This window comes from Leisingera sp. F5, assembly GCF_001593695.1.
In genome coordinates this window covers 67950-91899 of sequence record NZ_LUKH01000005.1, presented here as the reverse complement: position 1 = coordinate 91899, position 23950 = coordinate 67950, and the positions used below count along the sequence as shown (strand labels likewise).

Here is a 23950-nt window from a genome sequence, read left to right as displayed (position 1 = left end):
AAAGCTTCTTATCCTTCCGTGCGGCCGTCGCCGCCCACCATTTCGCGCAAACCTTGCAGTCGTTGCGCCTCATCTACAACACGTTTGCTGAGTCCGCCAGAGGCGAGGGCGGCATGTATTGCAGTTTGGCGCCCAAATGCCATTCCCAGCTCGTCCGCCGTGAGGCAGCCGATGAATTTGCCCTTGTAGGGGGTGCTCAGCTTCGACTTTCCGCGGCCTGACCCGTCGGACGCTTGGATCAGCACCCGGGCATCCTCTTTGTAAAGCCAGTCTTTCACCCGCTCAAAGCCGGACACCGCATCACCCGACTTGCGCGCCAGGCTGATCAGTTCAACAAGCCGGCGGACAACCTGCCGCTCAACTTCCTGAACCAATTCGTCCGGCACCTGGACCTGGGCCTTGAAGCCGCGGGCAAACAGCTTCTTCTTGACCGCCGTTTCCAAGGCGGCCCGGCTGGAGGCCACATAGACGCCGCGGCCGGGCAGCTTGCCCATCACATCAGGCACAACTTGCCCGTCAGGACCCATCACAAAACGGATGAGGCCCTGTTTGGGCTGGATCTCGCCGGTTGCGATGCATTTACGCTCGCTGTCGTCGGTCCGGTCTTTTATGGCGCCGCCGCGTGTCATGCAGTTCTCCTCTGTGAAGCCTGAACTCAGGCTTCACTTTCCTCTTCGCCAGCATCTTCGTCTTCCGCCGCATCTGCTTCCAGCTCGGCCGGGTCGACCCAGCCCAGCATGATGCGGGCGGTCATCACCATGTCCTGCGCTTGTTCCAGCGTCATGCCGAAGGGCTCCAGGATCCCGTCATCCTTGACCCGCTCGCCGCCGTCGTTGGTCCAACCGCCGGCCAGTTCCCAGTCCGCACAGGTGGCGAAATCTTCCAAAGACTTCACGTCGTCCTTGGCGAGTGCCTCGACCATCTGCGGGGTCAGGCCCTCGAACTGAATCAGGCTATCCTCGGCGCCCAATTCGCGAGCCGCATCCAAGGCCGCCTTGGCCTTGGCTTCCAGGTAGTCGCGGGCACGGGCCTGGAGTTCCCCGGCGGTGCCTTCGTCAACACCGTCAATGACCAGCAACTCGTCCAGCTCGACATAGGCGACTTCTTCGAGATTGGTAAAGCCTTCGGAAACCAGCAGCTGGGCAAAGAATTCGTCCAGATCCAGGGTTTCCATGAACAGTTTGGTGCGCGCCTCGAATTCCTTCTGGCGGCGGGCCGATTCTTCTTCCTCGGTCATGATATCGATGTCGAGGTTGGTCAGCTGCGACGCAAGGCGCACGTTCTGACCGCGGCGGCCGATGGCCAGGCTCAGCTGCTCTTCCGGAACCACAACTTCGATCTTGCCGGCTTCTTCATCCAGCACAACCTTGGTTACTTCGGCCGGCTGCAGCGCGTTAACCAGGAAGGTCGGCTGGTCTTCGTTCCATGGGATGATATCGATCTTCTCGCCCTGCAGCTCGTTCACCACGGCCTGCACGCGGGAGCCGCGCATACCCACACAGGCGCCGACCGGGTCGATCGAGCCATCGTAGGAGATAACAGCAATCTTGGCGCGCGAGCCGGGATCCCGGGCAACCGCTTTGATATCGATGATGCCGTCATAGATTTCCGGCACTTCCATCTTGAACAATTCGGCCATGAATTCCGGCGCGGTGCGCGACAGGAAAATCTGCGGGCCGCGCGGCTCGCGGCGCACGTCCTTGATGTAGCAGCGCACACGGTCGTTCGGGCGATAGCTTTCGCGGCCGATCTTCTCGTTGCGGCGCAGGATGGCTTCGCCGGCCCCCACATCGACGATGACGTTGCCGTATTCCTCGCGCTTGACCAGACCGTTGATGATGGTGCCGGCGCGGTCTTTGAATTCTTCGAACTGGCGGTCACGCTCTGCTTCACGAACCTTCTGCAGAATCACCTGCTTGGCCGACTGGGCGGCGATCCGGCCCATTTCAACCGGCGGTACTTCCTCGACGTAGGTCTGACCTACTTCAGGATTCGCCATGTACTGGCGGGCCTGTTCGACGGTCAGCTCAGCCTGATAGTTTTCCAGCTCTTCGTCCGCCACAACAGTGCGAACGCGGGTAAATTTCGCCCGGCCGGTCTTGCGGTCGATCGACACGCGAATGTCCATTTCGGCGCCGTAACGGCTTTTGGCCGCACGGGCGAGGCTCTCTTCCATCGCTTCGATGACCAGACCAGGATCGATCATCTTTTCGCGCGCCACGGCCTCGGCGGTTTGCAACAGCTCCAGCTGGTTTGCAGAGGTGATAGCCATTACTTGTTCTCCTCTTCGGACTCTTCGGTCTCGATTTCGTCGAATGCGTCTTCGTTGAGCGTGCCGGCCTCTTTGCGCTGGCGCAGCATTTCCTTGATCAGATCATCGGTCAGAACCAGCTTGGCGTCGCTCAGCCAGTCGAATTTCAAACCAATGGTCACGGTCTCGCCCTGATCTTCGATGTTGATCAGGACTTCGTCTCCTTCGGTGCCCGCCAGCTCACCCTTAAAGCGGCGGCGGCCGCCGACCAGTTCATCGGTTTCGAGCTTGGCCTCATAACCCTCGAACATATCAAAATCTTTCAGCCGGGTCAGCGGCCGGTCGATGCCAGGGCTCGACACTTCCAGCGCATAGGCGTCAATAATCGGATCCTCGACGTCCAATGTCGCGCTGACCGCATTCGAGATCGCGGCGCAATCATCCACCTCGATGCCGCCATCCGGCTTGTCAGCCATGATCTGCAATGTGGTTGCCTTACCAGACATCAGCCGGATCCGCACCAGCTCATAGCCCAGATCCTCAATCACCGGGGTGATGATCTCGGCCAGGCGCCGGTCGATGGCAGCTTTGGCAATCAGGTCGTTGGTCATCAGACCTCCACTTGGGGCTTGCAGGCAATGGCCTGCGGGCACAAAAAAACGGGCGCGCGGCCCGTTGAAATTCCCGGTGGAGCCTTAAACCAGAGGTTCAACGCGCCGCTGTTGTCAAAGGCATATAGGACGGTTCGGACGAAACTGCAAGAGGGTCGTGCAGCGCGCAGAGTTACGGACTGCAGGACCGCTACCCCAGCTTGCCTTGAAGATCCGCAGCAACCCCATCCACAAAGCTCTGATCCTGGCCGCCAATCACCAGATAACCGATCCCATCACTGACCCAGGAGGCAGCAGCCATGCCAGCCAGAACTTCGCTTTGCATCGCCTTATCCGCACCAGAGGAACGGGTGATACAGAAGGCCACCGGCACGCCGTCCGGGCCGAGATAAGCCATTTGCAATAGAGGCTTGCCTTTGAAACCCAGCAGCTGGGCGCGTTTGAATTCCAGTCCTTCGACAGTTTGAGCCGGAGACAAGTCCACGCCATGGCCGCTGCTAAATCCGTCCAGCACTTCGGCTGTCACTTCGGTCGGCTGACCGGCATTCACCACAGTGTCGGTGATGTAGAGTGACTGATAAGATGCCACGACAGCTTTCCATCCCGGCGCCTTTTGAGGCTGGGGTCCGGGCTGCAGCATGTAGGTGGAAAGAACTCCAAGACCAAAAGCCATCGCCAGCCCGGCAACCAGCCGCAGCGGCGCACGGGCGGGGCGGGATGCGGGAATCAGCCCATCCGGCATCTGCGGAGCGCCCAGCGCCGCTGTGGAAAAGACGTCCCGCAACGCAGCCACAGGCAGATCCAGCGTCTGCAGACGCTGCGCCAAAGCCGCATCCGAAGTCAGCGCAAGCTCGACCCGACCGCGCAAGGCGGCATCGGCCTCGCCATCCAGGTAGGCTGTCAGCTCTTCATCGGTGAATGCCGCTTGCGCTTCATTCATGTTCCCGTCTCCGTTTCCGCCAACTCTCCCGCAATCTTCTTGCGGGCGGCGGCCAGTCTGCTCATCACCGTGCCGATGGGGATATTCAGGATTTCCGCTGCCTCCTTGTAAGCAAAGCCTTCGACATAGACGAGCAAAACCGTGACCCTCTGGCTTTCGGGCAGCTCCCCTACCTTTGAAAACACCTGACGGGCAAAAATATTCGTTTCCGTGTTTACGCGCTGATCCGGGATCTCGGTTTCTTCCAGCGCCACCAGCCCGCCGCCGGTGCGTACTGCCGTTGCCCGCAGCTCATTCAGCCACAGCCGGTGCGCGATCCGGAACAGCCAGCGGTCCAGATGCGTGCCTGCCTGATAGCCTGCGTGTTTTTCCAGTGCGCGCAGACAGGTCATCTGTGCCAGATCATCCGCCCGGTCCCGCCGCCCGGTCTGCATCAGGCAAAACCGCCACAACCGGGGATAGAGGGGGCTTATCCCCTCCCGGACCTCTTCCTCAGCCGTTTTTTTGCCGAACCAGCGAATAATCCGCGCTCCTGCCGTGTTTTGATCTCAGGGCCGGCCGAACTGCCGCGCCGCAAGAACATTGATAATAGGAAGGAGATAGGATGCTCAACTCACTGTTTCGTGGCGTTTCTGTTGCAGCGCTGATTTTTGCGGGCCAATCCGCGCTGTCGGCAGACTGGATGCTGGACAGCGCAAGCTCCAAGCTCGCCTTTGGTTCGGTTAAAAAAGACACAGTGGGCGAAGTGCACAGCTTTGAAGAGCTGACTGGCAGCGTGAGCAAGGACGGCACTGTCACTGTGGCAATTTCGCTGCCATCGGTGGAGACCTTCATTGATATCCGCAATGAACGAATGATTGATTATGTGTTCAATGGCGAGCCTCAGGCCACGCTGACGGCCCAGGTCGATATCGCTGCGCTGGAGGCGCTGCCTGCAGGCGGCACCTTGATTGCGGATGTGGAAGGCAAGCTGAGCCTGCTGGGGCGCGATATTCCTGTGGAAACGGAAATGTTTGTGGTCCGCCTGTCGGACCGGAAAGTCATGGTCACCACCAATGACCTGCTGTTTCTGGGTGTTGAGGACGCGGGCCTGACCAAAGGCGTCGATATCCTGCAAGAACTGGCGAAGCTCTCCGGCATTACCCGCACCGTCCCGGTTACCGCCCGGTTTGTGTTTGAAGCCGGTCGCGACACCGCCCAGACTGCCCCCGCAGCACAGGAGACTGAGGTGGTGCTGTCAGGCGATCCGGCCAAGGGCAAGAAAGTGTTCCGCAAGTGCCAGGCCTGCCACAGCTTTGAACAAGGCAAAAACGGCGCCGGCCCCAGCCTGCACGGTATCATCGGTACTGGTTCCGCCGCGGCAGATGGCTTTAAATACTCAGGCGCCTTTAAGAACGCCAACCTGACCTGGAGTGAAGACCAGCTAACGTCCTTTCTTTCAAACCCCAAGAGCGTGGTGCCCGGCAACCGCATGGGCTTCAAAGGTTTGAAGAAAGATGAGGATGTACAGAATGTTATAGCCTACATCCGTCAGGAAAGTTGAAGCGTCAATACTGGGGATGGCCGCTCAGGCCATCCACCAGCGCTCAGCGATCCGCCCGTCATCCATCGGTTCGCGCTGACCTACTTTTCGCGGAATGCCGACATTGTGCCGGGCGGCCAAAGCCATATTGCTGGAAGACGGATGATACAGGAATTCCCCGCGCTTCAGGAGACCACGCGGTTCCGGCAATGCAGCGATATCGACATAACCGTCCCGCAGCGCTTCGGCACGGACTGCGGCATCAGGAATCACAATAATCTCTACTGTCTCAGCCCAGCCCGCGATGCCGGATTTATAGTGTTTTGCAACTCGGGACGCACGGAAATGGCGGCCTTCCTGAGCTCGTTCCACCTTGTAGCATCCTGTGCCAATCGCAGCGGACAGCGGTGCTGGCAGTTCACCAGCGGGTGCAATCATCAGATCGGCACCAGCCAAAAGGTAGGGCAAATGCGGATTGGGCTGCGCCAATTCCACCAGCAATTGCAGGTTGCCCAACGCAGTGACCGCGCGTACTTCACCCCCGGTAATGCCCTGTGCGGAAAGCGACGCGGCTGCATCCTCTGCCGTCAGCAGTGAGCCGTCATGAAAATCCACGCCCGCACGCAAATCAAAGGTCCAGGTTTTGGCGTCCGGCGTCGAATGCCAGCCTGTAGCCAATTCTCCGCGCAGCAAACCATCAGGGGCAATTTCTGTCAGCGTGTCATAGACTGCACCGCGGGCGGCCTGTTCCAAAAGCCCGCCGTCGCGAGGAACCGCAAGACGCAGCGCGCCACCGGCCTTGGGCGATGCATCGACGGCCCCGCCAGCCGCCGCCAGCAAGGCTGCGGCTGCACCCGAGGTGAACAGCGCGCGGCGGTCAATGCGCGTCATGGCACAAGCTCTCCTGCAATCCGGTCCATCGCCCGGACCAGCTCAGCGCTGATTCCCGGCTCCGACAGAGCATGGCCGGCATTGCGTACCATCTTCAACTCCGCATTTGGCCACAGCTCGTTCAGGCGCCACGCAGAAGACGGCGGGCAGATCATGTCGTAACGGCCCTGCACAATCACCCCTGGGATATGCGAAATCCGGTCCATATTGGCGAGGATCTGCCCATCATAATCGAGGAAACCGCTATTGATGAAATAGTGGTTCTCCAACCGGGCAAAGGCACGTGCATAGTCGCCGGGGCTTTCGCCGCTCTGGCCGTTGGAATGCACCGACGCCAGCGCATTTTCCCAAGCCGACCAGGCCCGGCCATAACGCACTTCTTCGTCGAGGTCTCCGGAAAACAACCGCTTGTGATAAGCAGCAATCATGTCGCTTCGCTCCGCATCGGGGATCAGCGAGACGAATTTAGCCCAGGTTTCGGGCCAAAACTTGCCGGCACCGCCACCATAGAACCAGTCCAGTTCAGACTTGGTCATCAGGAAAACACCGCGCAGGATGATCTGCTGCACCCGGTCCGGGTGGGTCTGGGCATAAATCAGCGCCAGCGTCGCCCCCCAACTGCCGCCGAACAGGATCCACGATTCGATGCCCAGCTGGCGGCGAATCAGTTCCATATCGGCAACCAGATGCCAGGTGGTGTTGTCCTCGCACGACGCATAGGGGCGCGAGCGGCCGCAGCCGCGCTGATCGAACAGGATGATTCGATACACATGCGGATCGAAATACCGCCGCATCGCCGGACTGCTGCCGCCGCCGGGGCCGCCATGGCACACAATCACTGGAATGCCATTGGGATTGCCGCTTTGTTCGGCATATATATTGTGGCCCTGGCCTGCGTCGATCATGCGCTGGTCAAAGGGCTCGACCGGCGGATAAAGATAATGCACAGCGCGCTTTTGGTCCGGGTATCTATCCATTACTGACCTTAGTGAAACGTCAGACTACAAAAGAGCACACGGAGACAGGAATGCAAGCGCCTCAATCCACGGTCGACCCTGCGGAAATCGCCAAATTCGAAGCGATGGCGGCGGAGTGGTGGGATCCGAATGGCAAGTTCAAGCCTTTGCACATGCTGAACCCGTGCCGGCTGGACTATATCACCCGCCAGATCGCCGGGGAATTCGGCCGCGACCTGACGTCACAGCGCCCGTTCGAAGGGCTACGGCTGCTGGATATCGGCTGCGGTGGCGGGCTTCTGAGCGAGCCGATGGCACGGTTGGGTGCCACAGTGGTTGGCGCCGATGCGGCAGAAGGCAACCTGCCGGTTGCCCGCATTCATGCCGAACAATCTGAGTTGGAGATCGACTACCGCCACACCACCGCCGAGGCACTGGCTGCTGCCGGTGAACAATTCGACGTCGTGCTGAACATGGAAGTGGTCGAACATGTGGCCGATCCGCTGAGCTTCCTCACCGCTACCCATACACTGCTGAAGCCCGGCGGGCTGGAAATATGCTCAACCATCAACCGCAACCCGAAAAGCTTTGCAATGGCGATTGTCGGGGCTGAGGTGATCATGCGCTGGCTGCCGCGCGGCACTCATGAGTGGTCCAAGTTCATAACCCCGGATGAACTTTACGAACTGCTGCGCAATGCCGGCCTGAATCCTGTTGACCGTAAGGGGTTCGTGTTCAACCCGATCACCTGGAACTGGACCATATCCGAACGGGATCTGTCGGTAAACTACGTAACTACCAGCATAAAACCTGGCTAAGAGTGCCCTCGCCGGCCAGTTTTTTTCTGCCGCCTATCCTAAAGGATAGGTAGTAATCCTTATGCACTCTTTGGCCATCGCGTCCTGCTTGCTATCTTTATCAAGCGGGGTCGGTGTATTTTTCTAAGCCGCGATTGGGCGCAAGCTAAGAACCAAGTAACTGCTTGCCATTGTGACTGGGGGGTCTGCCCAATGGTTAAACGATCGCCGTTCACGGCATGATGGGGACTGATGGGGAAGAGGGGCGTCTGCTTGCAGGCGTCCCTTTTTAACTCCAAGCAGAAGACGGCTTGGTTTCAACCTCTCATCCACTCTCTTCCAGTTTGCCGCGCAATTCGCGCAGAATAGGCAAGGTCGCCCGCACCCGGTCGCTGCCCAACTCACCCACGACTTCGGAGATCACCGGAATGATCCCGGCCAGTGCTGCATCCCGGGCCTGCTTGCCAGCCGGACTGATCGCCACCATCTTGCGCCGCGCATCGTCCCAATCAGGGCGGACATGGATGTATCCCGCCATTTCCAGTTTGCTCAGCGTGTTGGTCATCGCTCCGCGGGTCACGTGAAACGCCTTGGCCAGCTGCGCGGGCGAGCGCTCCAGTCCAGCCCGTGCCAAGTGGTTCAGCACCGAGAAATGCGACAGTTCCATCCCTTTTGGCAGCACTTTGCTGAGGCGCGACCGGGCCAGCTGGTCAGCCATGAGTATTTCGCTGAACAGCGATACCGCCAGGGAATGGGTCTCATCCATCAGGGTCCGTCAAACTCCCGGTCGTGGGTCAGAGAAGGCACGCGCTTGCGCGCTTCTGCCACTTTTTCGAGGTCGAGATCAACGTAAGTCACACCCGGTTCCTGGCCGGCATCAGCCAGCACTTCGCCCCATGGGGCCACGGCAAGGGAATGTCCATAGGTCTTGCGGCTTGGCCCGCGGGAAGCCGGATGTTTGCCAGTCTGCGCAGGCGCCAGCACAAAGCAGCCGGTTTCAATCGCGCGGGCCCGCAACAGAGAATGCCAATGTGCGGCTCCGGTAACATAAGAAAACGCCGCCGGCGCAGTGATGATCTGCGCCCCGCCTTTGGCCAGTGCCCGGTGCAAATGCGGAAAGCGAACGTCATAACAGATAGTCATGCCGATTCTGGCAAAAGGCGTCTCTGCCACAACCGCCTGGGTGCCCGGTCTGTAGCCATCAGACTCGCGGTATGTTTCCTCGGGTGTGACCTCGACATCGAACATATGGATCTTATCATAGCGCGCCTTGATTTCACCCTGCGGGCTGATCAGGAACTGCCGGTTGGCAAAGCGCCCGTCGTTGTCGTGGGTCTTGATACCCAGCGAACCCAGCAGCAGCCAGATGCCGTGTTTTGCCGCCTCGTCACGCAGGTCGGCCAGCGTCGGGTCATCCTCTTCGTGACACAGGACACCATTCTGATGGGTCCGGCTGCCGGAGAGGCAATTGGTGACCTCGGGCGTCAGAACAAAGCCCGCCCCGCCGCGCACAGCCTCCGCCATCATCGCCTTCACGGTCTCCAGGTTTTCAGCCGGGATGTCAGTGGATGTCATCTGAAGCAGAGCTGTGCGCATTTTATCTCTCCGGGTTCACGCCGCCAGCAGCGGATCCAGTTTGCCCGCCTGCTCCAGCGCATACAATTCATCGCAGCCGCCGACATGGGTCTCGCCGATAAAGATCTGCGGCACCGTGCGGCCCCCATTCGCGCGCTGGATCATTTCAGCTTTGCGGTCCGGCTGCGCCAGCACGTTGATTTCCGAAAAGGTAACACCCTTCTGATTCAGCAGACGCTTGGCAGCGTGGCAAAAACCGCACAGCGGCGAGGTGTAAATTTCAACGGTATTCATTCAGGACCCCATGTTCTGGTTTCGAAGGTTGTGGAGGAATTGGGTATTCATTGCAACAATTGCCAGAGGCGCGCAGGCTGCCTCACGCTTGCGTGACCCGGGTCAGCACTGCAACCCGAACCTCTGCTGCACCTGCCTGCAAGCAGGCATCGGTGCAGGCACTAAGAGTGGCACCGGACGTCATCACGTCATCCACGATCAGAACAACACGGTCTTTCATCCTGCTGCGGCGTGCAGGATGCGCTGCAATTGCCGGACCCAATAGATGATAACGCTGATCCCGCGTCTTGCCCTCCAGCACAGGCGTCTGCCGGGTCCGTCTTAGCAGATCCGGGCAATGTTCCAGACCGGTGCGGCGGGCCAGTCCCTCCGCCAGCAGTGCCGATTGATTGTACTTGCGCTTCAGCAACCGGGTCCAATGCAGCGGTACCGGGCATATCAACGGGCTGCCCTTCAGCAACGGCTGCACCGACTGCTCCAGCCATCCAGAAGCCATGAGCGCAATTTCCGTCCGGTCCCCGTGTTTCAATGCCAAAACCAGTTTGCGTCCTTGCCCCTCATAGAGCAGAGCAGATCGCCCTTGGTTCCAAGGACGCGGATGGCGCAGGCAGCTGTCGCATTCCAGACGGAAGCCGTCCGCCTCCCCCGGCAGCGGAGCGCCGCAGCCCTCGCAGACCGTGCCGCTGATAAAATGCATCTCAGCCCAGCAAGAACCGCACAGGCCAAAGTCGCTGCCAACCAGCCCCCCGCAGCCCATGCATTGCGGCGGGTAGATCAGCGAAACAGCGGTTTGAATCCTGGCCAGCAACATCTAGATAGCTCCCATGACACAAGCACCCGCACAGCTTTTCGACCGCCGCACCCTGGCAGCCCGCCGCACCCGCCGGCGCCCGGATGCGTTGTTCCTGCACCAGATGGCGCGGGATGAGGCCGAGGATCGCCTGAGTATGGTTAACAGAACCTTTACAGCGCCTGCCGTTGTCTGCCCTTTCCCGGAAGTCTGGGAGGGGTTTCTGCCTGACGCAGCTGTGGTGCCGGATGACGATATCCTGGCTCTGGAAGAAGGTGCGCATGATGTGGTGATCCACGCCATGTGCCTGCATTGGGCCAATGACCCGGTTGGCCAGCTGATCCAATGCCACCGTGCCTTGAGGGAGGACGGACTTCTGCTGGTTGTGATGCTTGGCGGCCATACCTTGCACGAATTGCGCACGGCAATAGCCGAAGCGGAGACCATTGTTCTGGGTGGCCTTTCGCCGCGGGTTGCACCAATGGGGGAAATCCGCGATTTGGGCGGGCTGCTGCAACGCGCCGGTTTTGCCCTGCCGGTGGCTGACCTGGTGCCGCTGACTGCCGTATACCGTAATCTGACCCACCTGATCCACGACCTGCGCGGCATGGGAGAAACCAACGCCCTCGCCCAGCGCCTGAAGCGCCCGGCACCGCGAACCCTGTTCCAGCTGGCCGATCACATCTACCGCGAGCACTTTGCAACTGCTGACGACCGGCTGCCAGCAACATTTGAGCTGGTCTGCCTTACCGGCTGGTCGCCGTCGGACAGCCAGCAGAAACCCTTGCGTCCCGGCTCTGCCCAGATGCGCCTGGCCGATGCGCTGAAGGTACCGGAAACCAAGCTCAAACCATGATAAGTTTCCGCTATGGCTGCGCCAATGTGATCCAATTGGCCTTCTGTGCGTAAAGACAGTAACTTCCCGCAAACAACAGAATTCTCAATCCCACAGGACCTGCCCATGCTGGACGCCGCCCGGACCGCCAAATGCCCTGCCCACGCCCCTGCCGATCACCCCAAGATCCCGGCAGAGAAGGTCGGCATCCTGCTGGCAAACCTTGGCACACCGGATGACTACTCCTATTGGCCCATGCGCCGGTATCTGAGCGAGTTCCTGTCTGACAAACGGGTGATCGACTATCCCTCGTGGAAGTGGCAACCGCTGCTGCAGCTGATCATCCTGACCAAACGTCCGTTCTCCTCGGGCGCCGCTTACAAATCGATCTGGAACCACGGCAAGGGCGAAAGCCCTTTGATGACTATCACCAAAGAACAAACCGCCAAAATGGCGTTGGCGATGAACGAGCGCTATGGCGATCAGGTGATGGTCGATTTCTGCATGCGCTATGGTAACCCTTCGACCAAGTCCAAGGTGCGGGAAATGGTCGAGGCCGGCTGCCGGAAAATCCTGTTTGCGCCGCTCTACCCGCAATATGCCGGCGCCACCTCCGGCACTGCCAACGATCAGTTCTTCCGCGCGCTGATGGAGGAGCCCTGGCAGCCCGCCGCACGCACGATCGAACCCTATTTCGACCAACCCGCTTATATCGATGCTCTGGCACGATCAGTGGAGGAGTCCTATGCCAAGGCCGAAAAGCGGCCCGATATCCTGGTGGTTTCTTATCACGGGATGCCGAAGCGGTATCTGATGCAGGGCGACCCTTATCATTGCCAGTGCCAGAAAACGACGCGGCTGCTGAAGGAGCGGCTGGGCTGGGACGACACCCGGATCACCACCACTTTCCAGTCGGTGTTCGGCCCCGAGGAATGGCTGAAACCCTACACCGTGGACCACGTCGCCACCCTTGCCAAAGAGGGCAAGAAAAACATCGCAGTGATCGCTCCCGCCTTCTCCGCCGACTGCATCGAGACGCTGGAAGAGATCAACGAAGAAATCCGCGAGAGCTTTGAGCACGCGGGCGGTGAGGACTTTCTTTATATTCCCTGCCTCAACGACGATAATGATCACGTTGCGGCATTGGCAGGTGTGATCGAGCAGAATCTGCAAGGCTGGCTGGACTAAAGCGCTCTCCCGGTTCAAATAGGATCCAATATTGGATCGCCGGGTACTCCGGCAGACCGGGGAGAGTTTGGATGACGCTTGCGCATTGGGCCGCCGCCCTGAAACAGCATTGGGGCATCGAGGCGGAATTGAGCCGCCTGGATGGGGAATATGACCTGAACTTCCTAGCCAATGCGAGGGATGGCCAAGGTTATATCCTGAAGGCCATGCGCCCCGGCTGCGAAACCTGGCTGGTCGACATGCAGGTGCAGGCGTTTGAGCATATCGCCGCGCGCCAGCCCGATCTGCCCTGCCCGCGGGTGATTGCAGCAGCCAGCGGCCAGTCTCTGCTGACTCTCCCGGATGAAGACGGCCAGGACCGGCTGGTCTGGCTGCTGAACCAGCTACCCGGTCGCTGCTATGCCAAGGCAGAGCCGAAATGCGATGCGCTGATCCATGAGATTGGTAAGGTTCTGGGCGGCTCAGGCAAGGCGCTGGCGGACTTCCGGCACGAAGGGCTGGAACGTGATTTCAAATGGGACCTGACGCGCGCCGGTTGGATCACGGATCAGCTCATCTGCATCACCGATCCCGGGCGCCGTGCGATTCTTAAAGGGATTTCCGCAGATTTTGTCAAGTTAGAGCCTGATCTGGCGGAGTTGCCCAAGCAAGCTATCCACAACGACGCCAACGACTACAACATCATGGTGGCAGGTGTTCTAGGCGAACCGCGAGTGGTTTCTGGCCTGATCGACCTTGGCGACATGTGTGCCGCACCTAGGATCTGCGATCTGGCCATTGCTGCGGCTTATATCGTGCTGGACCACCCGGCGCCGGAGGCGGCACTGGCAGCACTGGTTGCGGGGTATCACGAGGTTTATCCGCTGACGCCTGCCGAGGTGAACATGGTCTGGCCGCTGCTGCGCGCGCGGCTGGCGGTAAGTGTTGTCAATTCCACCATGATGGCAGCGGACAATCCGGATGACCCCTATGTGACGATCTCGCAGGCGCCGGCCTGGCGGTTCCTGGAGGGCAACGCACTGCACGTCGGATTGCTGACCGCCCGGCTGCGCGCGGCCTGCCGCATGCCAGTGGTCGAAGGTGCCGACCGGGTCCTGGCCTGGCTGGAGCAGGAACGCGGCGATTTCGCGCCGCTGATGGGCAAGGACTTGTCGGATGCGCCGATGGGCTCGCTGTCGGTGGAACACTCCACCTGGCCGCAGAACCCGTTCCACATGCCGCTGGAGGAAGCAGCCAGGGTTGGAGAGGAATTCGAGGATCAGGGGCGTATCTGGCTCGGATACTATCACGAACCCCGGCTGGTTTACACTGACCTGGCCTTCCGCAAAGGCCCGTATACGGCAAGTGACCGCCGCACCGTTCATCTGGCCGTGGACGCCTTTGCCCCGGTCGGCACGCCGATGTTTGCACCTTTGCGCGGCGAGGTCTTTGCGGCTGAATACCGGGACGGGCATCTGGACTACGGCGGGGTGATCATCCTGCGCCATGAAACGCCTGAGGGCGATCCGTTCTTTACCCTCTACGGCCATTTGGATCCGGAATTCCTGGATCGTTTGCAACCGGGTGATGTGGTGAAAAAGGGCGAGGAGTTCTGCCGTCTGGGCGATCCCAGCCAGAACGGCGGCTGGGCGCCGCATGTGCATTTCCAGCTGGCCCTGACCACCGAAGGCATAGAGGCCGACTGGCCCGGTGTTGGCGACCCGGATGAGATGTACCTGTGGCGCGCGGTTTGCCCGAACCCGGCAGCACTGCTGAACCTGCCGGATGAAAAGCTGCGCTATCACCCCACCGACAAGGACGAGGTCCTGGCCCGCCGCCGTGCGCATTTCGGCGGCAACCTCAGCCTTACCTACACCGATCCGGTGATGCTCGTACGGGGCTGGAAGCACCATTTGTTTGACGAATGGGGGCGCCCCTATCTGGACGCCTATAACAATGTTCCGCATGTGGGCCACGCCCATCCGCGCATCCAGGCAGTTGCCGCGGACCAGCTGAAACGAATGAACTCCAACACCCGCTACCTTCATCCGGCGCAAACCGCCTTTGCCGGCAAGGTGCTGTCAAAACTGCCCAATCATTTCGAAGTCTGCTTCTTCGTGAACTCGGGCACCGAGGCCAATGAACTGGCCCTGCGCCTGGCCCGCGCCCATACCCGCGCCAAAGGCATGGTGACGCCCGATCACGGCTATCATGGCAATACCACCGGCGCGATCGGCATCTCTGCCTACAAGTTCAACAAACCCGGCGGCGTTGGGCAGGCGGATTGGGTGGAACTGGTCGAAGTCGCAGATGATTACCGCGGCTCCTTCCGCCGCGGCGACCCGGACCGGGCACAGAGATTTGCGGATCTGGTGGATCCCGCCATCGCAAAGCTGCAGCAAAAGGGCCACGGTGTTGCCGGCTTCATCGCCGAAACCTTCCCTTCGGTGGGTGGCCAGATCATCCCGCCAAAGGGGTATCTACCCGCAGTTTATGAGAAAATCCGCGCGGCAGGCGGTGTCTGCATTGCTGACGAAGTGCAAACCGGCTTGGGCCGTCTGGGCGAATGTTACTTTGGTTTCGAACATCAGGGCGCGCTGCCCGACGTCGTTGTGATGGGCAAACCAATCGGCAACGGCCATCCTCTGGGCGTGCTGGCCACCACCCGGGAAATCGCTGAAAGCTTTGACAATGGGATCGAGTTCTTCTCGACCTTCGGCGGCTCAACGCTGTCCTGCCGGATCGGCAAGGAAGTGCTGGATATTGTCGATGATGAAAATCTTCAAGAGAATGCCCGAACCATCGGCGCTCAGCTGATAGAGGGGCTGAGGTCGCTGGAACAAAAATACGCCTGCGTCGGCGATGTGCGCGGCATGGGCCTGTTTCTGGGACTGGAACTGATAACCCCGAACGGCTCCGAAGCCACGGAAATCTGCGCATACGTCAAGAACCGGATGCGGGATCACCGTATCCTGATCGGCAGCGAGGGCCCTAAGGACAACATCCTGAAAATCAGACCGCCCCTGAGCATCGGATCAGAAGATGCCAAGATGATTGTCAGCGTGCTGGACCGCACTCTGGCAGAACTGGAGACGGCCTGACGGCCCGCTCTGCACTTCAATCAGGCAACAAAAAAGGCGGTGGAAAACCACCGCCTTTTCTGTAACCGTGTACCGAACTTAGTTCGATGCAACAGCTGCGCCGACCAGAACCAGCAGCAGCAGCGGCAGCAGAATGCCGCTGGAAGAACCCTGAGCTTCTTCCACGATGACCGGCGGTTCTACAACCGGCTCGGACAGGTTGCCAGCAGTGGCGGTCGAAGCAGCAGCAGTCAGCGCAGCAGCGATAACGAGTTTTTTCATGTTAACCTCCAGAATTCGCACGGATCATACAACTGAACCACGCACCCAAGACTTATCTCGTATTTTTTTCTAACCAGCAAAACCACGGAATTGCAATTGCTTGTTATAGTTAACAGCTTAGCGCCCCGCCACGTGTCGTCAAATTAGCAACACCTGCGTGCCGACTTTGGTCAGGCTGAACAAATCGGCGATGTGTTCATTGTAAAGCCCGATGCAGCCATTCGATGATTTGCGGCCGATTTTCCGCGTATCGTGGGTTCCATGGATGCGGTAGTACTTCCAGCCGAGATACAGCGCATGGGTGCCAAGCGGATTATCCGGCCCCGGCGGAATGAACGCAGGCCACTCTGGGTTGCGCTTGCGCATATTAGGGGTTGGAGCCCAACCCGGACCTTCAACTTTTCGAACGATCTTGGTCCGGCCGCGGCGGGTCAGATCATCGGACAGCGGCACCGAAGACGGGAACAGTTTGTAAACGTTTTCATCCTGGGACCAGTAGTGCAGAGCCCGGCTGTCGATATCGACCAGAATCGCCCCGTTCCGCAGATTATCAAAATATGGTCTCCAGGATTTGGCCCGGAATGCAGATATGTTGCGCTGGACAGGCGGTTCCGGCTCTGGCGGCGGGCGCAACGGATCAAAGGCCTGCTGCGTCTCGTCGCCGGTCTCTTGCGCCAAGGCTGGCGAGGAGATCAATGCAGCGCTGCCGGCAAGAAAATGCCGCCTGCTGAGGGTATCAAAGGGGTTTGGGGGCATCACTCTTTCCAACTTGCGCAATCAGGATCAAAGGTTGAGCCATTTTATGGCCGGAAAGCCGCAGTCGCAAATCAATCCGACAGGCAGGTCTGCATATTTCTGCCGGTCCATTTGCACCTCTGCCACAGGAAGGATAAGTGCATCAGCAACCGACGGAGCGAGAGAGCAAAATGAAACGTGTTTTTCTGCTGATAGCTGCTGCCTTTGTAACTTTGGCGGCAGCATGTACGCCCGCAACAGAATCCGGCAGCACATACCGTATTAGAAACGCAGACAAAGTGCAGATCCGGATGCTCGATTCCGTCAATGCGCTGCGTCAGGCAGCCGGCGCACAAGCTGTGCAGCTGAATGCCGAGCTGACCGCGGCGGCGGCGACCCATTCCCGGGACATGTCAGTGCAAAACCGGCCCTGGCATTTTGGATCCGACGGCTCCTCGCCGCTGGACCGGGTGTCACGTGCTGGATACACCGGCTCGCTTCTGGGGGAAAACATCTCTGAAACATACGAGAACGAGCAGCAGACCCTGTCCGCTTGGCTGGAACGCCCGGCCACTCGCGCCGTGATTCTCGACCCAAAAGCCGTAAACATGGGCTTCTCCTGGTTTCAGGAGCCGAATGGTAAAATCTGGTGGACAATGGTTATGGGCAGCTAAGCCACCGCGCCGTGCATCAGCACGGCGCCAGGCCTTGGCAGGAACTCAGGGGCGCAAAGCGATGGCCGTGCCGTCCTGCACCATGGCATAGATCTCTTCGATCTCTTCATTAGACACCGCAATACAACCCGCGGTCCAATCATCAACCCGGGCTGCGCGTTTGCGCTCCTTGCCGTTGTTCGGCTCTCCGTGAATAAAAATCTCACCGCCTGGACGCTTGCCTTGAGCATGCGCATTGGCCCGGTCCTGACTGTTCGGGTAAGAGATTCCGACCGACAGATGATAGCGGCTGTTGGGATTGCGCCGGTCAATAACATACGTGCCCTCAGGTGTTTTTCCGTCACCCTCGAACGCCTTGTGCCCCAATGGTGCGAACCCCAGATCAACCTCATACTCGCGCAGGATGTCTTCGTTGTGCATCAGGTAAAGCTTACGCGCACCCTTGTTGATCACAATCGAAGTCACTTGCGGCCCGTCATACGAGTGAAACCGGCTCACTGCGCCGCCGGAGGTGCTGCAACCAGCCAGCGCAAGGCTCGCGGCCGCACCGAAACCAAATGCCCTTCTGTCCATTCTCAAAGCCTGTATTTCTTTTTTTGCCTCTATTCAGCCTTTACCGCGAATTGCCTGTTAAGGAAATTCACAATTTCCTGTCCGGGGCCGATTGACTGCCTAGCCTCTGTTCAATCGCTTCCAGTCGGCTCAGCACTTCGTCCCTATAGGCATCGGTGCGTTCCACTTCTTCTTCGCCATGGGCATCCTGCATGGAGTTCACGATCAGGCCAACCAGAAGGTTTACCACAGCAAAAGTCGTCACCATGATGAACGGCACAAAGAACGCCCATGCATACGGATGCACTTCCATAACTGGCCGCACAATACCCATCGACCAGCTTTCCAGCGTCATTATCTGGAACAATGAATAGGCACTGCGGCCCAGATCGCCGAACCATTCCGGAAAGTCGTGGCCGAACAGCTTGGTTGCGATCACAGAGCCGATATAGAAAATAATCGCCATCAGCAGGAAAACCGATCCCATCCCCGGCAGTGCGGTGATGAACCCCTCGACCACCCGGCGCAGGCGCGGTGCAACCGAAATAACCCGCAACACCCGCAAGATACGCAGCGCCCGCAACACTGACAGCCCTTGCGTCCCCGGTGCCAGCGCGATGCCGACGATCACGAAATCGAATACATTCCAGCCGCTCAGGAAAAACCGCAGCCTGCGCACAAAGAGTTTGGCCAGTATCTCCACCACAAAAATAGACAAGCAAATGTAGTCGATCAGGTGAATCAGACCGCCAATCTTGGCCATGACAGATGGGGCGGTCTCCAGCCCCAGCGTGACCGCATTGACCAGGATGACAGCGGTAATAAACCGGCCGAACCGGTCACTGTCCAGAATGGCTGCCAGGCGGCGGGTCGGGGTGAACGCAGGGGTATCGGTCATCTCAGTCTTTCATGGTAAATCGCGCAACCAGTTCGGTATGGGCCGACCAGCGGAACTGATCAACAACCTGCACCCAGTCAAGGCTGTAACCCGCCGCAACCAGCACCTTGGCATCGCGGGCAAAGCTCACCGGATTGCAGGAGACATAGGCGATCACAGGTGTTCGGGCTTTGGCCAACTGGGCAGTTTGTGTCTCAGCGCCTGCGCGCGGCGGATCAATCACGGCAGCTTCAAAGGCAGCACCAAACGGGTTCAAATCTTCGGGCAGCAACGGATTGCGGAACAGGTCGCGGACTTCGGTGGTGACTTTCTTCAGACCCGCCGCCCTGCGCCAGCCTGCATCCAAAGCTTCCAGCATTGAACGTTCACCCTCCACCGCATGCACTTCGGCGGTCTGCGCCAAAGGCAGGGTGAAGGTGCCGCAGCCAGCAAACAAATCGACTATTCGTTTGGCTCCGCATGTTATTTCCTGAACCGCTGCCAGCAACGCTGCCTCACCTTCCCGGGTGGCTTGCAGGAAAGCCCCCGGCGGCGGGCAAACGCGTGCCGCGCCAAAGGGTTGCACCGGCGGCTGTTCCATCGCAACCGGTTCCTCGTCCCAGGTCAACCGGGCAATCCGGTATTGATCTGCAAGCTGCGCCAATTTGATACGCAATGGTCCGTCCAGCGGCTTGCCGTTCCTGACCAGCATGTCCAGCCCAGCGTCCGAGGTGGTAACCGTCACGGCCAAGGGTGTCTTCCGGCTTGCCCCGGCCACCGCCAGCGCCTCTGCAACGGGAATAGCGGCCTTCAACGCAGGTTCCAGCAGCTGGCACTCGGGAATTTCTGTGATCACATCCGACGCCTGACCATGAAATCCGGCCATCGCACCCTTTTTGGTACGCCGAACTGCCAGCGTGGCGCGGCGGCGGGAGTAAGGCGGCGAGGTGTGGATCGGGCGAAATTCAGTCTCCAACCCTTGTGCCGTCAACGCGGTGCGCACGACTTCCGATTTCCACTCAGCCACAAATCCGTCACTTGCGTGCTGCAACTGGCAACCGCCGCAAGATTTGTAGTGGCGGCACGGCGGCTGCACCCGGTGCTCGGATGGGGTCTCGATCCGGATACTGGTCAGGCGGCTGCCCTCCGCGAAACCTGATACGGTTTCCCCCGGCAGAGTGCGCGGGGCAAACAAGGGGCCATCCGCCACGCCATCGCCTTGATGGCCTAGCCGGCTGATCATTGCTGTAATTCTGGCTGCGTCAGTCATAGCCGCTCATTACAGCGGCAAGCCGGTCAGCAAAAGCAAAATGCGCCGGATTTCTTACTCAGCAGCTGCCTTGTTTTCATCCGTACAGATGAAGCCGCCGGACTGGCGCGCCCAAAAGGCAGCATAGAGCCCGGCCTTCGCCAACAGCTCGTCATGGTTGCCGCTTTCAGCAATCCGTCCTTTTTCCATCACAATGATCCGGTCCATTTCGCTCAGCGTCGACAGCCGGTGGGCGATAGCCAGCACCGTTTTACCTTCCATCACCCGGTGCAGCGCGGCCTGTATGGCCGCTTCCACCTCGGAATCCAGCGCCGAAGTTGCCTCGTCCAAAACCAAAATGGGCGCGTCCTTCAGGATAGCCCGGGCCAGAGCAATCCGCTGCCGCTGCCCGCCCGAGAGTTTCACACCGCGCTCACCCAGAAAAGCGTCATAACCTTTGTGGCCTTGCCCATCCTCCAACTCGGTAATGAACTCATGCGCCTCAGCTTTCTCTGCAGCGGCGATCAATTCTTCCTCCGGCGCATCCGGCCGCCCATACAAGATATTGTCCCTGGCTGAACGGTTGAACATGGCGGTTTCCTGGGTGACCATACCGATCTGGCTGCGCAGCGAATTCTGGGTGACACCGGAAATATCCTGTCCGTCGATCAGAATGCGCCCGTTTTCTCCCTCATAGAGCCGAAGAAGCAGTGAAACGAGCGTTGACTTCCCTGCCCCGGAAGCGCCGACAATGCCCAGCTTCTCGCCTGGTTTGATGTTCAGGCTGATGCCCTGCACCCCGCCCACATCGCGGCCATAGGCGAATTCCACCTGGTCAAAACCGATGCCGCCTTCGCTTACAACCAGCGGCTTGGCATCGGACGTATCCTCAACTCTTTCGCGGGCCGAAAGAGTCTTCATCCCGTTTTCGATCTCACCAATGTTGGAATAGATCGCCATCAGCGTGAAGCTGACCCAGCCTGTCATCTGCGCAATCCGGATCGAGACTGCGCCGGCTGCCACGATGTCCCCTTCCGTTGCTGTGCCCGCCTGCCATAGAAACAGCGTCGCGCCAATCAGCAGCACTGGCAGGATACCCGCCAGGCACATCAGGCAGAACCGGAAGCTGGCCGAAAGATAACCGAATTGCAGCGACTTATCACGGTAACTGACCATGGCATCCTGGGCAGTCCGTTCTTCGTGATCAGCATGCGCAAACAGCTTAACCGTCTTGATGTTGGTAATTGAATCCACGACTTGCCCGGTGACCATCGCCCGCGCCCCCGCCCGCGTGCCAGATCGCTTGCGGATACGCGGCAGGAACCAATGGATCAGCCCGAAGTAGCCAACCAGCCAGACCAGAAACACGCCGGTGATGCGCCAGTCTATAGAGCCTAACAAGGCCAGTGACCCGGCGAGAGACGCTAACGCAAAAGCTACAACACTGATCATCTCAGTGGTGACAGAAGTGACAGCCGTCGCTGTTTGCATCTGCTTCTGGGCGATCCGCCCGGCAAAATCATCGTCGAAGAACCGCACCGACTGGCCCAGCGTCCAGCGGTTCAGCCGCGACAGCACCAGCGGGTTCACGTTGGGCTGGACAATTATTGCATTAGAGGCTGCAGACAAACCGAACAACACCGGTCGCACAAACAGGAAAAATCCCAATGCCAGCGCGATCACCGCCACATTGCCGGCCGAGAAGAACTGCTCAGGCCCGCTGTCAATTGCTGTGTCGATCACCATTCCCAGGATATAGGCCGTGCCCGCCTCCATCGCGCCGGCCAGCGCCGAGAATGCCGCCGCCAGCAGCAGCATCGGCCAGGCGCCAGCCAGGCACCAATGCAGAAAGGCCCCCAGCCGCTGCGGCGGCGGGCCATCGGCCGGGCGGAAGGCGTCGATCAGATTGCCTATGTTCATTCTGCTGCCTCGATGTTCAGAAAACCGCCTGACTGGCGCGCCCAGAGCTGTGCATAAAGCCCCTGCGCCTGCAAGAGCGTCTCATGCGAGCCTTCTTCAACTATACGCCCCTGATCCATCACCAGAATACGGTCCATCTGCGCGATGGTGGACAGCCTATGTGCGATGGCGATCACTGTCTTGCCCTGCATCATGCCGTACAGCGTTTCCTGAATCGCCGCTTCGACTTCGGAATCCAGCGCCGAGGTGGCCTCGTCCAGCACCAGAATCGGCGCGTCCTTCAGGACCACCCGGGCCAGCGTCACCCGCTGACGCTGGCCGCCGGACAGTTTGACACCGCGCTCACCCACATGGGCGTCATACCCTTTGCGGCCCTGGGGATCTTCCAAATCCAGGATGAAGTCATGCGCCTGCGCCTGTTTGGCGGCGGCGATCATTTGCTCCTCGCTGGCATCAGGACGGCCATACAGCAGGTTGTCCCGCACCGAGCGGTGCATCAGCGCGCTGTCCTGCTGCACCATGCCGATGTGGCTGCGCAAGCTGTCCTGCGTCACCGCGCGGATGTCGTGGCCGTCGATCAGGATCTGACCGCTTTCGGCGTCGTAGAACCGCAAGAGCAGCTTCACCAGGGTCGATTTGCCCGCACCTGACCGCCCGATCAGGCCAATCTTTTCACCCGGCTGAATGGTCAGGCTGATCTTGTCCAGCCCACCGGCCTCACGCCCGTAATGGTGCGAGAGATTGCGCAGTTCGATCTCCCCCTTGCTCAGCTGCAACGGATCCGCATTGGCCGCATCCACCAGATCGATGGGTTGGGCAATGGTCTCCATCCCCTCGGCCACAACACCCAGCTGCCGGAAGAAGGAGGTCAGTGCCCACATGATCCAGCCGGTCATCGCGTTGAGCCGCAGGGTCAGCGCCGTGGCCGCCGCCACCACGCCCACCGAGGCCGAGCCCTGCATCCAAAGCGTGACCGCCCAGCCGACCACACCCACGATCAGCAGCCCGTTCAGGGTGACAAGCGCCGCGTCCATGACAGTGAAGATCCGCATCTCCGCCTGAAAGGTTTTGCGCGTGTTCTCGATCGCATCGCGGGCATAGGTCAGCTCGTGGTCGTGATGGGCAAACATCTTGACCGAATGGATGTTGGAGTAGCTGTCGACCACCCGCCCCGTCACGGTCGAGCGCGCGTCCGACGAGGCCTGGCTGGCCGGCCCGACCCGTTTGACGGTCCACATCACCAGGAGGCCGTAAAGCGCAAACCAGATTGCCAGCGGCAGCATCAGCCGCACATCAGCCACCCACAGAAGCACCGCCGCGCCGACAAGATAGGCCAGCGAAAAGGTGATGGCGTCAAACACCTGAAAGATCACCTCCCCCGCGGCGGGCGGCGTCTGCATGATCCGGTTGGCAATCCGGCCGGCGAAATCGTTCTCGAACCAGCCCACCGACTGCCGCAGCACGTGTTTATGCGACCGCCAGCGGATCAGCGTGCCATAGTTCGGCAGGATCGCGTTGTTGAGCAGCACCACGTCCAGGAACTGGATCAGCGGCCGCAGCAGCAGGATGAACAGGGCAACCAAGGCCAGCTCGGTCCCATAATCCTCCCACACCTGCTCAGGCGTGCCGGACATGATGTCCACCACCCGGCCCATGTAGTAGATCAGCCCGACCTCGATCGCGGCGACAATGACCGACATCAGCGCAGTCAGGATAAAGACGGTTTTGAACGGCCTGGAATAGTCGCGCAGGAACGGCCATAGCCGCGTTGGCGGCGTGTTGGTCTCAGGGTAGGCGCAATAAGGGTCAATGAGGTTTTCAAAGTAGCGAAACATGCGGGTGCTCCAAGCGTTCGAGCATTATTTTGGAATACAGATGAAGACAGCAGGCCGCCCAAAGGCTCCTACGTCCAAACGGGGCAAGGTCTCAGGCGTTAGAGAAACCAGATCCCG

General features: G+C 59.7%; 24 protein-coding genes. 6 read left to right on the top strand and 18 right to left on the bottom strand.

The features are described from left to right. Positions 1 to 8: 8 nt before the first annotated feature. The 5 genes from A2I95_RS04790 to A2I95_RS04770 form a co-directional block, all read right to left on the bottom strand. On the bottom strand, positions 9 to 629 hold the full coding sequence (locus A2I95_RS04790; RefSeq protein WP_291728382.1) for an RNA-binding protein: 621 nt from the start codon (positions 627 to 629) through the stop codon (positions 9 to 11). A 26-nt stretch (positions 630 to 655) separates the two neighbouring features. Then, positions 656 to 2272 carry a transcription termination factor NusA gene (gene nusA, locus A2I95_RS04785; protein WP_291728380.1) on the bottom strand — a complete coding sequence of 539 codons (1617 nt, stop codon included), beginning with the start codon at positions 2270 to 2272 and terminating at the stop codon, positions 656 to 658. After that, positions 2272 to 2862: a ribosome maturation factor RimP gene (gene rimP / locus A2I95_RS04780; RefSeq protein WP_291728378.1), complete on the bottom strand. Its 591-nt coding sequence runs from the start codon at positions 2860 to 2862 to the stop codon at positions 2272 to 2274. Before rimP ends, nusA begins: the two co-directional genes overlap by 1 nt. Before the next feature lie 190 nt (positions 2863 to 3052). Beyond that, entirely contained in the window at positions 3053 to 3802 is a 750-nt protein-coding gene (locus A2I95_RS04775) for a hypothetical protein (RefSeq protein ID WP_291728376.1), read from the bottom strand. Then, a complete protein-coding gene (locus A2I95_RS04770) occupies positions 3799 to 4275 on the bottom strand; it encodes an RNA polymerase sigma factor (protein WP_291728407.1) in 477 nt (158 codons plus the stop codon). The genes A2I95_RS04775 and A2I95_RS04770 overlap by 4 nt, the downstream gene beginning before the upstream one ends. 131 nt (positions 4276 to 4406) lie before the next feature. Between A2I95_RS04770 and A2I95_RS04765 the strand changes: the two genes are divergently transcribed. After that, on the top strand, positions 4407 to 5345 hold the full coding sequence (locus tag A2I95_RS04765; RefSeq protein WP_291728373.1) for a c-type cytochrome: 939 nt from the start codon (positions 4407 to 4409) through the stop codon (positions 5343 to 5345). 24 nt (positions 5346 to 5369) lie between these two features. Here the strand turns inward: A2I95_RS04765 and A2I95_RS04760 are convergent, their stop codons facing one another. Further along, entirely contained in the window at positions 5370 to 6215 is an 846-nt protein-coding gene (locus A2I95_RS04760; protein ID WP_291728371.1) for an ABC transporter substrate-binding protein, read from the bottom strand. Then, a complete protein-coding gene (gene pip / locus A2I95_RS04755; RefSeq protein ID WP_291728369.1) occupies positions 6212 to 7192 on the bottom strand; it encodes a prolyl aminopeptidase in 981 nt (326 codons plus the stop codon). The genes A2I95_RS04760 and pip overlap by 4 nt, the downstream gene beginning before the upstream one ends. Positions 7193 to 7242: 50 nt before the next feature. On the opposite strand from pip, the gene ubiG reads away from it, so the two are divergent. Then, positions 7243 to 7989, top strand: coding sequence for a bifunctional 2-polyprenyl-6-hydroxyphenol methylase/3-demethylubiquinol 3-O-methyltransferase UbiG (gene ubiG / locus A2I95_RS04750; RefSeq protein ID WP_291728367.1), 747 nt, complete (start codon positions 7243 to 7245; stop codon positions 7987 to 7989). 304 nt (positions 7990 to 8293) lie between these two features. Here ubiG and A2I95_RS04745 read toward each other — a convergent pair whose 3' ends face one another. The 4 genes from A2I95_RS04745 to A2I95_RS04730 all read right to left on the bottom strand — a co-directional run bounded on the left by A2I95_RS04745 (position 8294) and on the right by A2I95_RS04730 (position 10648). Continuing rightward, positions 8294 to 8734, bottom strand: coding sequence for a MarR family transcriptional regulator (locus tag A2I95_RS04745; protein ID WP_027257021.1), 441 nt, complete (start codon positions 8732 to 8734; stop codon positions 8294 to 8296). Next, positions 8734 to 9564 (bottom strand): carbon-nitrogen hydrolase family protein, encoded by an 831-nt coding sequence (locus A2I95_RS04740; RefSeq protein ID WP_291728364.1) that lies wholly within the window; start codon positions 9562 to 9564, stop codon positions 8734 to 8736. The genes A2I95_RS04745 and A2I95_RS04740 overlap by 1 nt, the downstream gene beginning before the upstream one ends. A gap of 15 nt (positions 9565 to 9579) precedes the next feature. Further along, positions 9580 to 9837, bottom strand: a complete 258-nt coding sequence (grxC, locus tag A2I95_RS04735; RefSeq protein ID WP_291728362.1) for a glutaredoxin 3 — start codon at positions 9835 to 9837, stop codon at positions 9580 to 9582. Positions 9838 to 9919: 82 nt separating this feature from the next. Further along, positions 9920 to 10648, bottom strand: coding sequence for a ComF family protein (locus tag A2I95_RS04730; RefSeq protein WP_291728360.1), 729 nt, complete (start codon positions 10646 to 10648; stop codon positions 9920 to 9922). 13 nt (positions 10649 to 10661) lie between these two features. On the opposite strand from A2I95_RS04730, the gene A2I95_RS04725 reads away from it, so the two are divergent. From A2I95_RS04725 to A2I95_RS04715, 3 genes are all read left to right on the top strand, one after another. Further along, entirely contained in the window at positions 10662 to 11483 is an 822-nt protein-coding gene (locus A2I95_RS04725) for a methyltransferase domain-containing protein (protein ID WP_291728358.1), read from the top strand. Between the two features lie 105 nt (positions 11484 to 11588). Next, positions 11589 to 12650 (top strand): ferrochelatase, encoded by a 1062-nt coding sequence (gene hemH, locus A2I95_RS04720; RefSeq protein WP_291728356.1) that lies wholly within the window; start codon positions 11589 to 11591, stop codon positions 12648 to 12650. A 71-nt stretch (positions 12651 to 12721) separates the two neighbouring features. After that, positions 12722 to 15730 (top strand): aminotransferase class III-fold pyridoxal phosphate-dependent enzyme, encoded by a 3009-nt coding sequence (locus A2I95_RS04715; protein ID WP_291728354.1) that lies wholly within the window; start codon positions 12722 to 12724, stop codon positions 15728 to 15730. 78 nt (positions 15731 to 15808) lie between these two features. Here the strand turns inward: A2I95_RS04715 and A2I95_RS04710 are convergent, their stop codons facing one another. Then, positions 15809 to 15991 (bottom strand): hypothetical protein, encoded by a 183-nt coding sequence (locus A2I95_RS04710; RefSeq protein WP_024092111.1) that lies wholly within the window; start codon positions 15989 to 15991, stop codon positions 15809 to 15811. 138 nt (positions 15992 to 16129) lie between these two features. Then, on the bottom strand, positions 16130 to 16747 hold the full coding sequence (locus tag A2I95_RS04705) for a L,D-transpeptidase family protein (RefSeq protein ID WP_291728346.1): 618 nt from the start codon (positions 16745 to 16747) through the stop codon (positions 16130 to 16132). A 170-nt stretch (positions 16748 to 16917) separates the two neighbouring features. Here A2I95_RS04705 and A2I95_RS04700 point away from each other — a divergent pair, with 170 nt between their 5' ends. Beyond that, positions 16918 to 17400, top strand: coding sequence for a CAP domain-containing protein (locus A2I95_RS04700; RefSeq protein ID WP_291728344.1), 483 nt, complete (start codon positions 16918 to 16920; stop codon positions 17398 to 17400). A gap of 45 nt (positions 17401 to 17445) precedes the next feature. Here A2I95_RS04700 and A2I95_RS04695 read toward each other — a convergent pair whose 3' ends face one another. The 5 genes from A2I95_RS04695 to A2I95_RS04675 all read right to left on the bottom strand — a co-directional run bounded on the left by A2I95_RS04695 (position 17446) and on the right by A2I95_RS04675 (position 23833). After that, the gene (locus tag A2I95_RS04695; protein ID WP_291728342.1) at positions 17446 to 17973 is read right to left on the bottom strand and encodes a L,D-transpeptidase family protein; all 528 of its coding nucleotides are present in this window, start codon (positions 17971 to 17973) and stop codon (positions 17446 to 17448) included. A gap of 67 nt (positions 17974 to 18040) precedes the next feature. Then, on the bottom strand, positions 18041 to 18850 hold the full coding sequence (locus A2I95_RS04690) for an ion transporter (RefSeq protein ID WP_291728340.1): 810 nt from the start codon (positions 18848 to 18850) through the stop codon (positions 18041 to 18043). Position 18851: 1 nt separating this feature from the next. Then, positions 18852 to 20099 (bottom strand): class I SAM-dependent RNA methyltransferase, encoded by a 1248-nt coding sequence (locus tag A2I95_RS04685; protein WP_291728337.1) that lies wholly within the window; start codon positions 20097 to 20099, stop codon positions 18852 to 18854. A 54-nt stretch (positions 20100 to 20153) separates the two neighbouring features. Beyond that, a complete protein-coding gene (locus A2I95_RS04680) occupies positions 20154 to 21998 on the bottom strand; it encodes an ABC transporter ATP-binding protein (RefSeq protein WP_291728335.1) in 1845 nt (614 codons plus the stop codon). Continuing rightward, entirely contained in the window at positions 21995 to 23833 is a 1839-nt protein-coding gene (locus A2I95_RS04675) for an ABC transporter ATP-binding protein (RefSeq protein WP_291728333.1), read from the bottom strand. Before A2I95_RS04675 ends, A2I95_RS04680 begins: the two co-directional genes overlap by 4 nt. Between the last annotated feature and the right edge of the window lie 117 nt (positions 23834 to 23950).

What these genes read in the sequence shown, in the direction of transcription:
- A2I95_RS04760 (WP_291728371.1), bottom strand. Translation starts at nt 6,215, where the DNA reads ATGACGCGCATTGACCGCCGCGCGCTGTTCACCTCGGGTGCAGCCGCA.
- A2I95_RS04765 (WP_291728373.1), top strand. Translation starts at nt 4,407, where the DNA reads ATGCTCAACTCACTGTTTCGTGGCGTTTCTGTTGCAGCGCTGATTTTT.
- A2I95_RS04675 (WP_291728333.1), bottom strand. Translation starts at nt 23,833, where the DNA reads ATGTTTCGCTACTTTGAAAACCTCATTGACCCTTATTGCGCCTACCCT.
- A2I95_RS04790 (WP_291728382.1), bottom strand. Translation starts at nt 629, where the DNA reads ATGACACGCGGCGGCGCCATAAAAGACCGGACCGACGACAGCGAGCGT.
- A2I95_RS04740 (WP_291728364.1), bottom strand. Translation starts at nt 9,564, where the DNA reads ATGCGCACAGCTCTGCTTCAGATGACATCCACTGACATCCCGGCTGAA.
- hemH (WP_291728356.1), top strand. Translation starts at nt 11,589, where the DNA reads ATGCTGGACGCCGCCCGGACCGCCAAATGCCCTGCCCACGCCCCTGCC.
- A2I95_RS04775 (WP_291728376.1), bottom strand. Translation starts at nt 3,802, where the DNA reads ATGAATGAAGCGCAAGCGGCATTCACCGATGAAGAGCTGACAGCCTAC.
- A2I95_RS04700 (WP_291728344.1), top strand. Translation starts at nt 16,918, where the DNA reads ATGAAACGTGTTTTTCTGCTGATAGCTGCTGCCTTTGTAACTTTGGCG.
- pip (WP_291728369.1), bottom strand. Translation starts at nt 7,192, where the DNA reads ATGGATAGATACCCGGACCAAAAGCGCGCTGTGCATTATCTTTATCCG.
- A2I95_RS04680 (WP_291728335.1), bottom strand. Translation starts at nt 21,998, where the DNA reads ATGAACATAGGCAATCTGATCGACGCCTTCCGCCCGGCCGATGGCCCG.
- A2I95_RS04705 (WP_291728346.1), bottom strand. Translation starts at nt 16,747, where the DNA reads ATGCCCCCAAACCCCTTTGATACCCTCAGCAGGCGGCATTTTCTTGCC.
- A2I95_RS04730 (WP_291728360.1), bottom strand. Translation starts at nt 10,648, where the DNA reads ATGTTGCTGGCCAGGATTCAAACCGCTGTTTCGCTGATCTACCCGCCG.
- A2I95_RS04685 (WP_291728337.1), bottom strand. Translation starts at nt 20,099, where the DNA reads ATGACTGACGCAGCCAGAATTACAGCAATGATCAGCCGGCTAGGCCAT.
- A2I95_RS04710 (WP_024092111.1), bottom strand. Translation starts at nt 15,991, where the DNA reads ATGAAAAAACTCGTTATCGCTGCTGCGCTGACTGCTGCTGCTTCGACC.
- ubiG (WP_291728367.1), top strand. Translation starts at nt 7,243, where the DNA reads ATGCAAGCGCCTCAATCCACGGTCGACCCTGCGGAAATCGCCAAATTC.
- rimP (WP_291728378.1), bottom strand. Translation starts at nt 2,862, where the DNA reads ATGACCAACGACCTGATTGCCAAAGCTGCCATCGACCGGCGCCTGGCC.
- nusA (WP_291728380.1), bottom strand. Translation starts at nt 2,272, where the DNA reads ATGGCTATCACCTCTGCAAACCAGCTGGAGCTGTTGCAAACCGCCGAG.
- A2I95_RS04690 (WP_291728340.1), bottom strand. Translation starts at nt 18,850, where the DNA reads ATGACCGATACCCCTGCGTTCACCCCGACCCGCCGCCTGGCAGCCATT.
- A2I95_RS04695 (WP_291728342.1), bottom strand. Translation starts at nt 17,973, where the DNA reads ATGGACAGAAGGGCATTTGGTTTCGGTGCGGCCGCGAGCCTTGCGCTG.
- grxC (WP_291728362.1), bottom strand. Translation starts at nt 9,837, where the DNA reads ATGAATACCGTTGAAATTTACACCTCGCCGCTGTGCGGTTTTTGCCAC.
- A2I95_RS04715 (WP_291728354.1), top strand. Translation starts at nt 12,722, where the DNA reads ATGACGCTTGCGCATTGGGCCGCCGCCCTGAAACAGCATTGGGGCATC.
- A2I95_RS04725 (WP_291728358.1), top strand. Translation starts at nt 10,662, where the DNA reads ATGACACAAGCACCCGCACAGCTTTTCGACCGCCGCACCCTGGCAGCC.
- A2I95_RS04745 (WP_027257021.1), bottom strand. Translation starts at nt 8,734, where the DNA reads ATGGATGAGACCCATTCCCTGGCGGTATCGCTGTTCAGCGAAATACTC.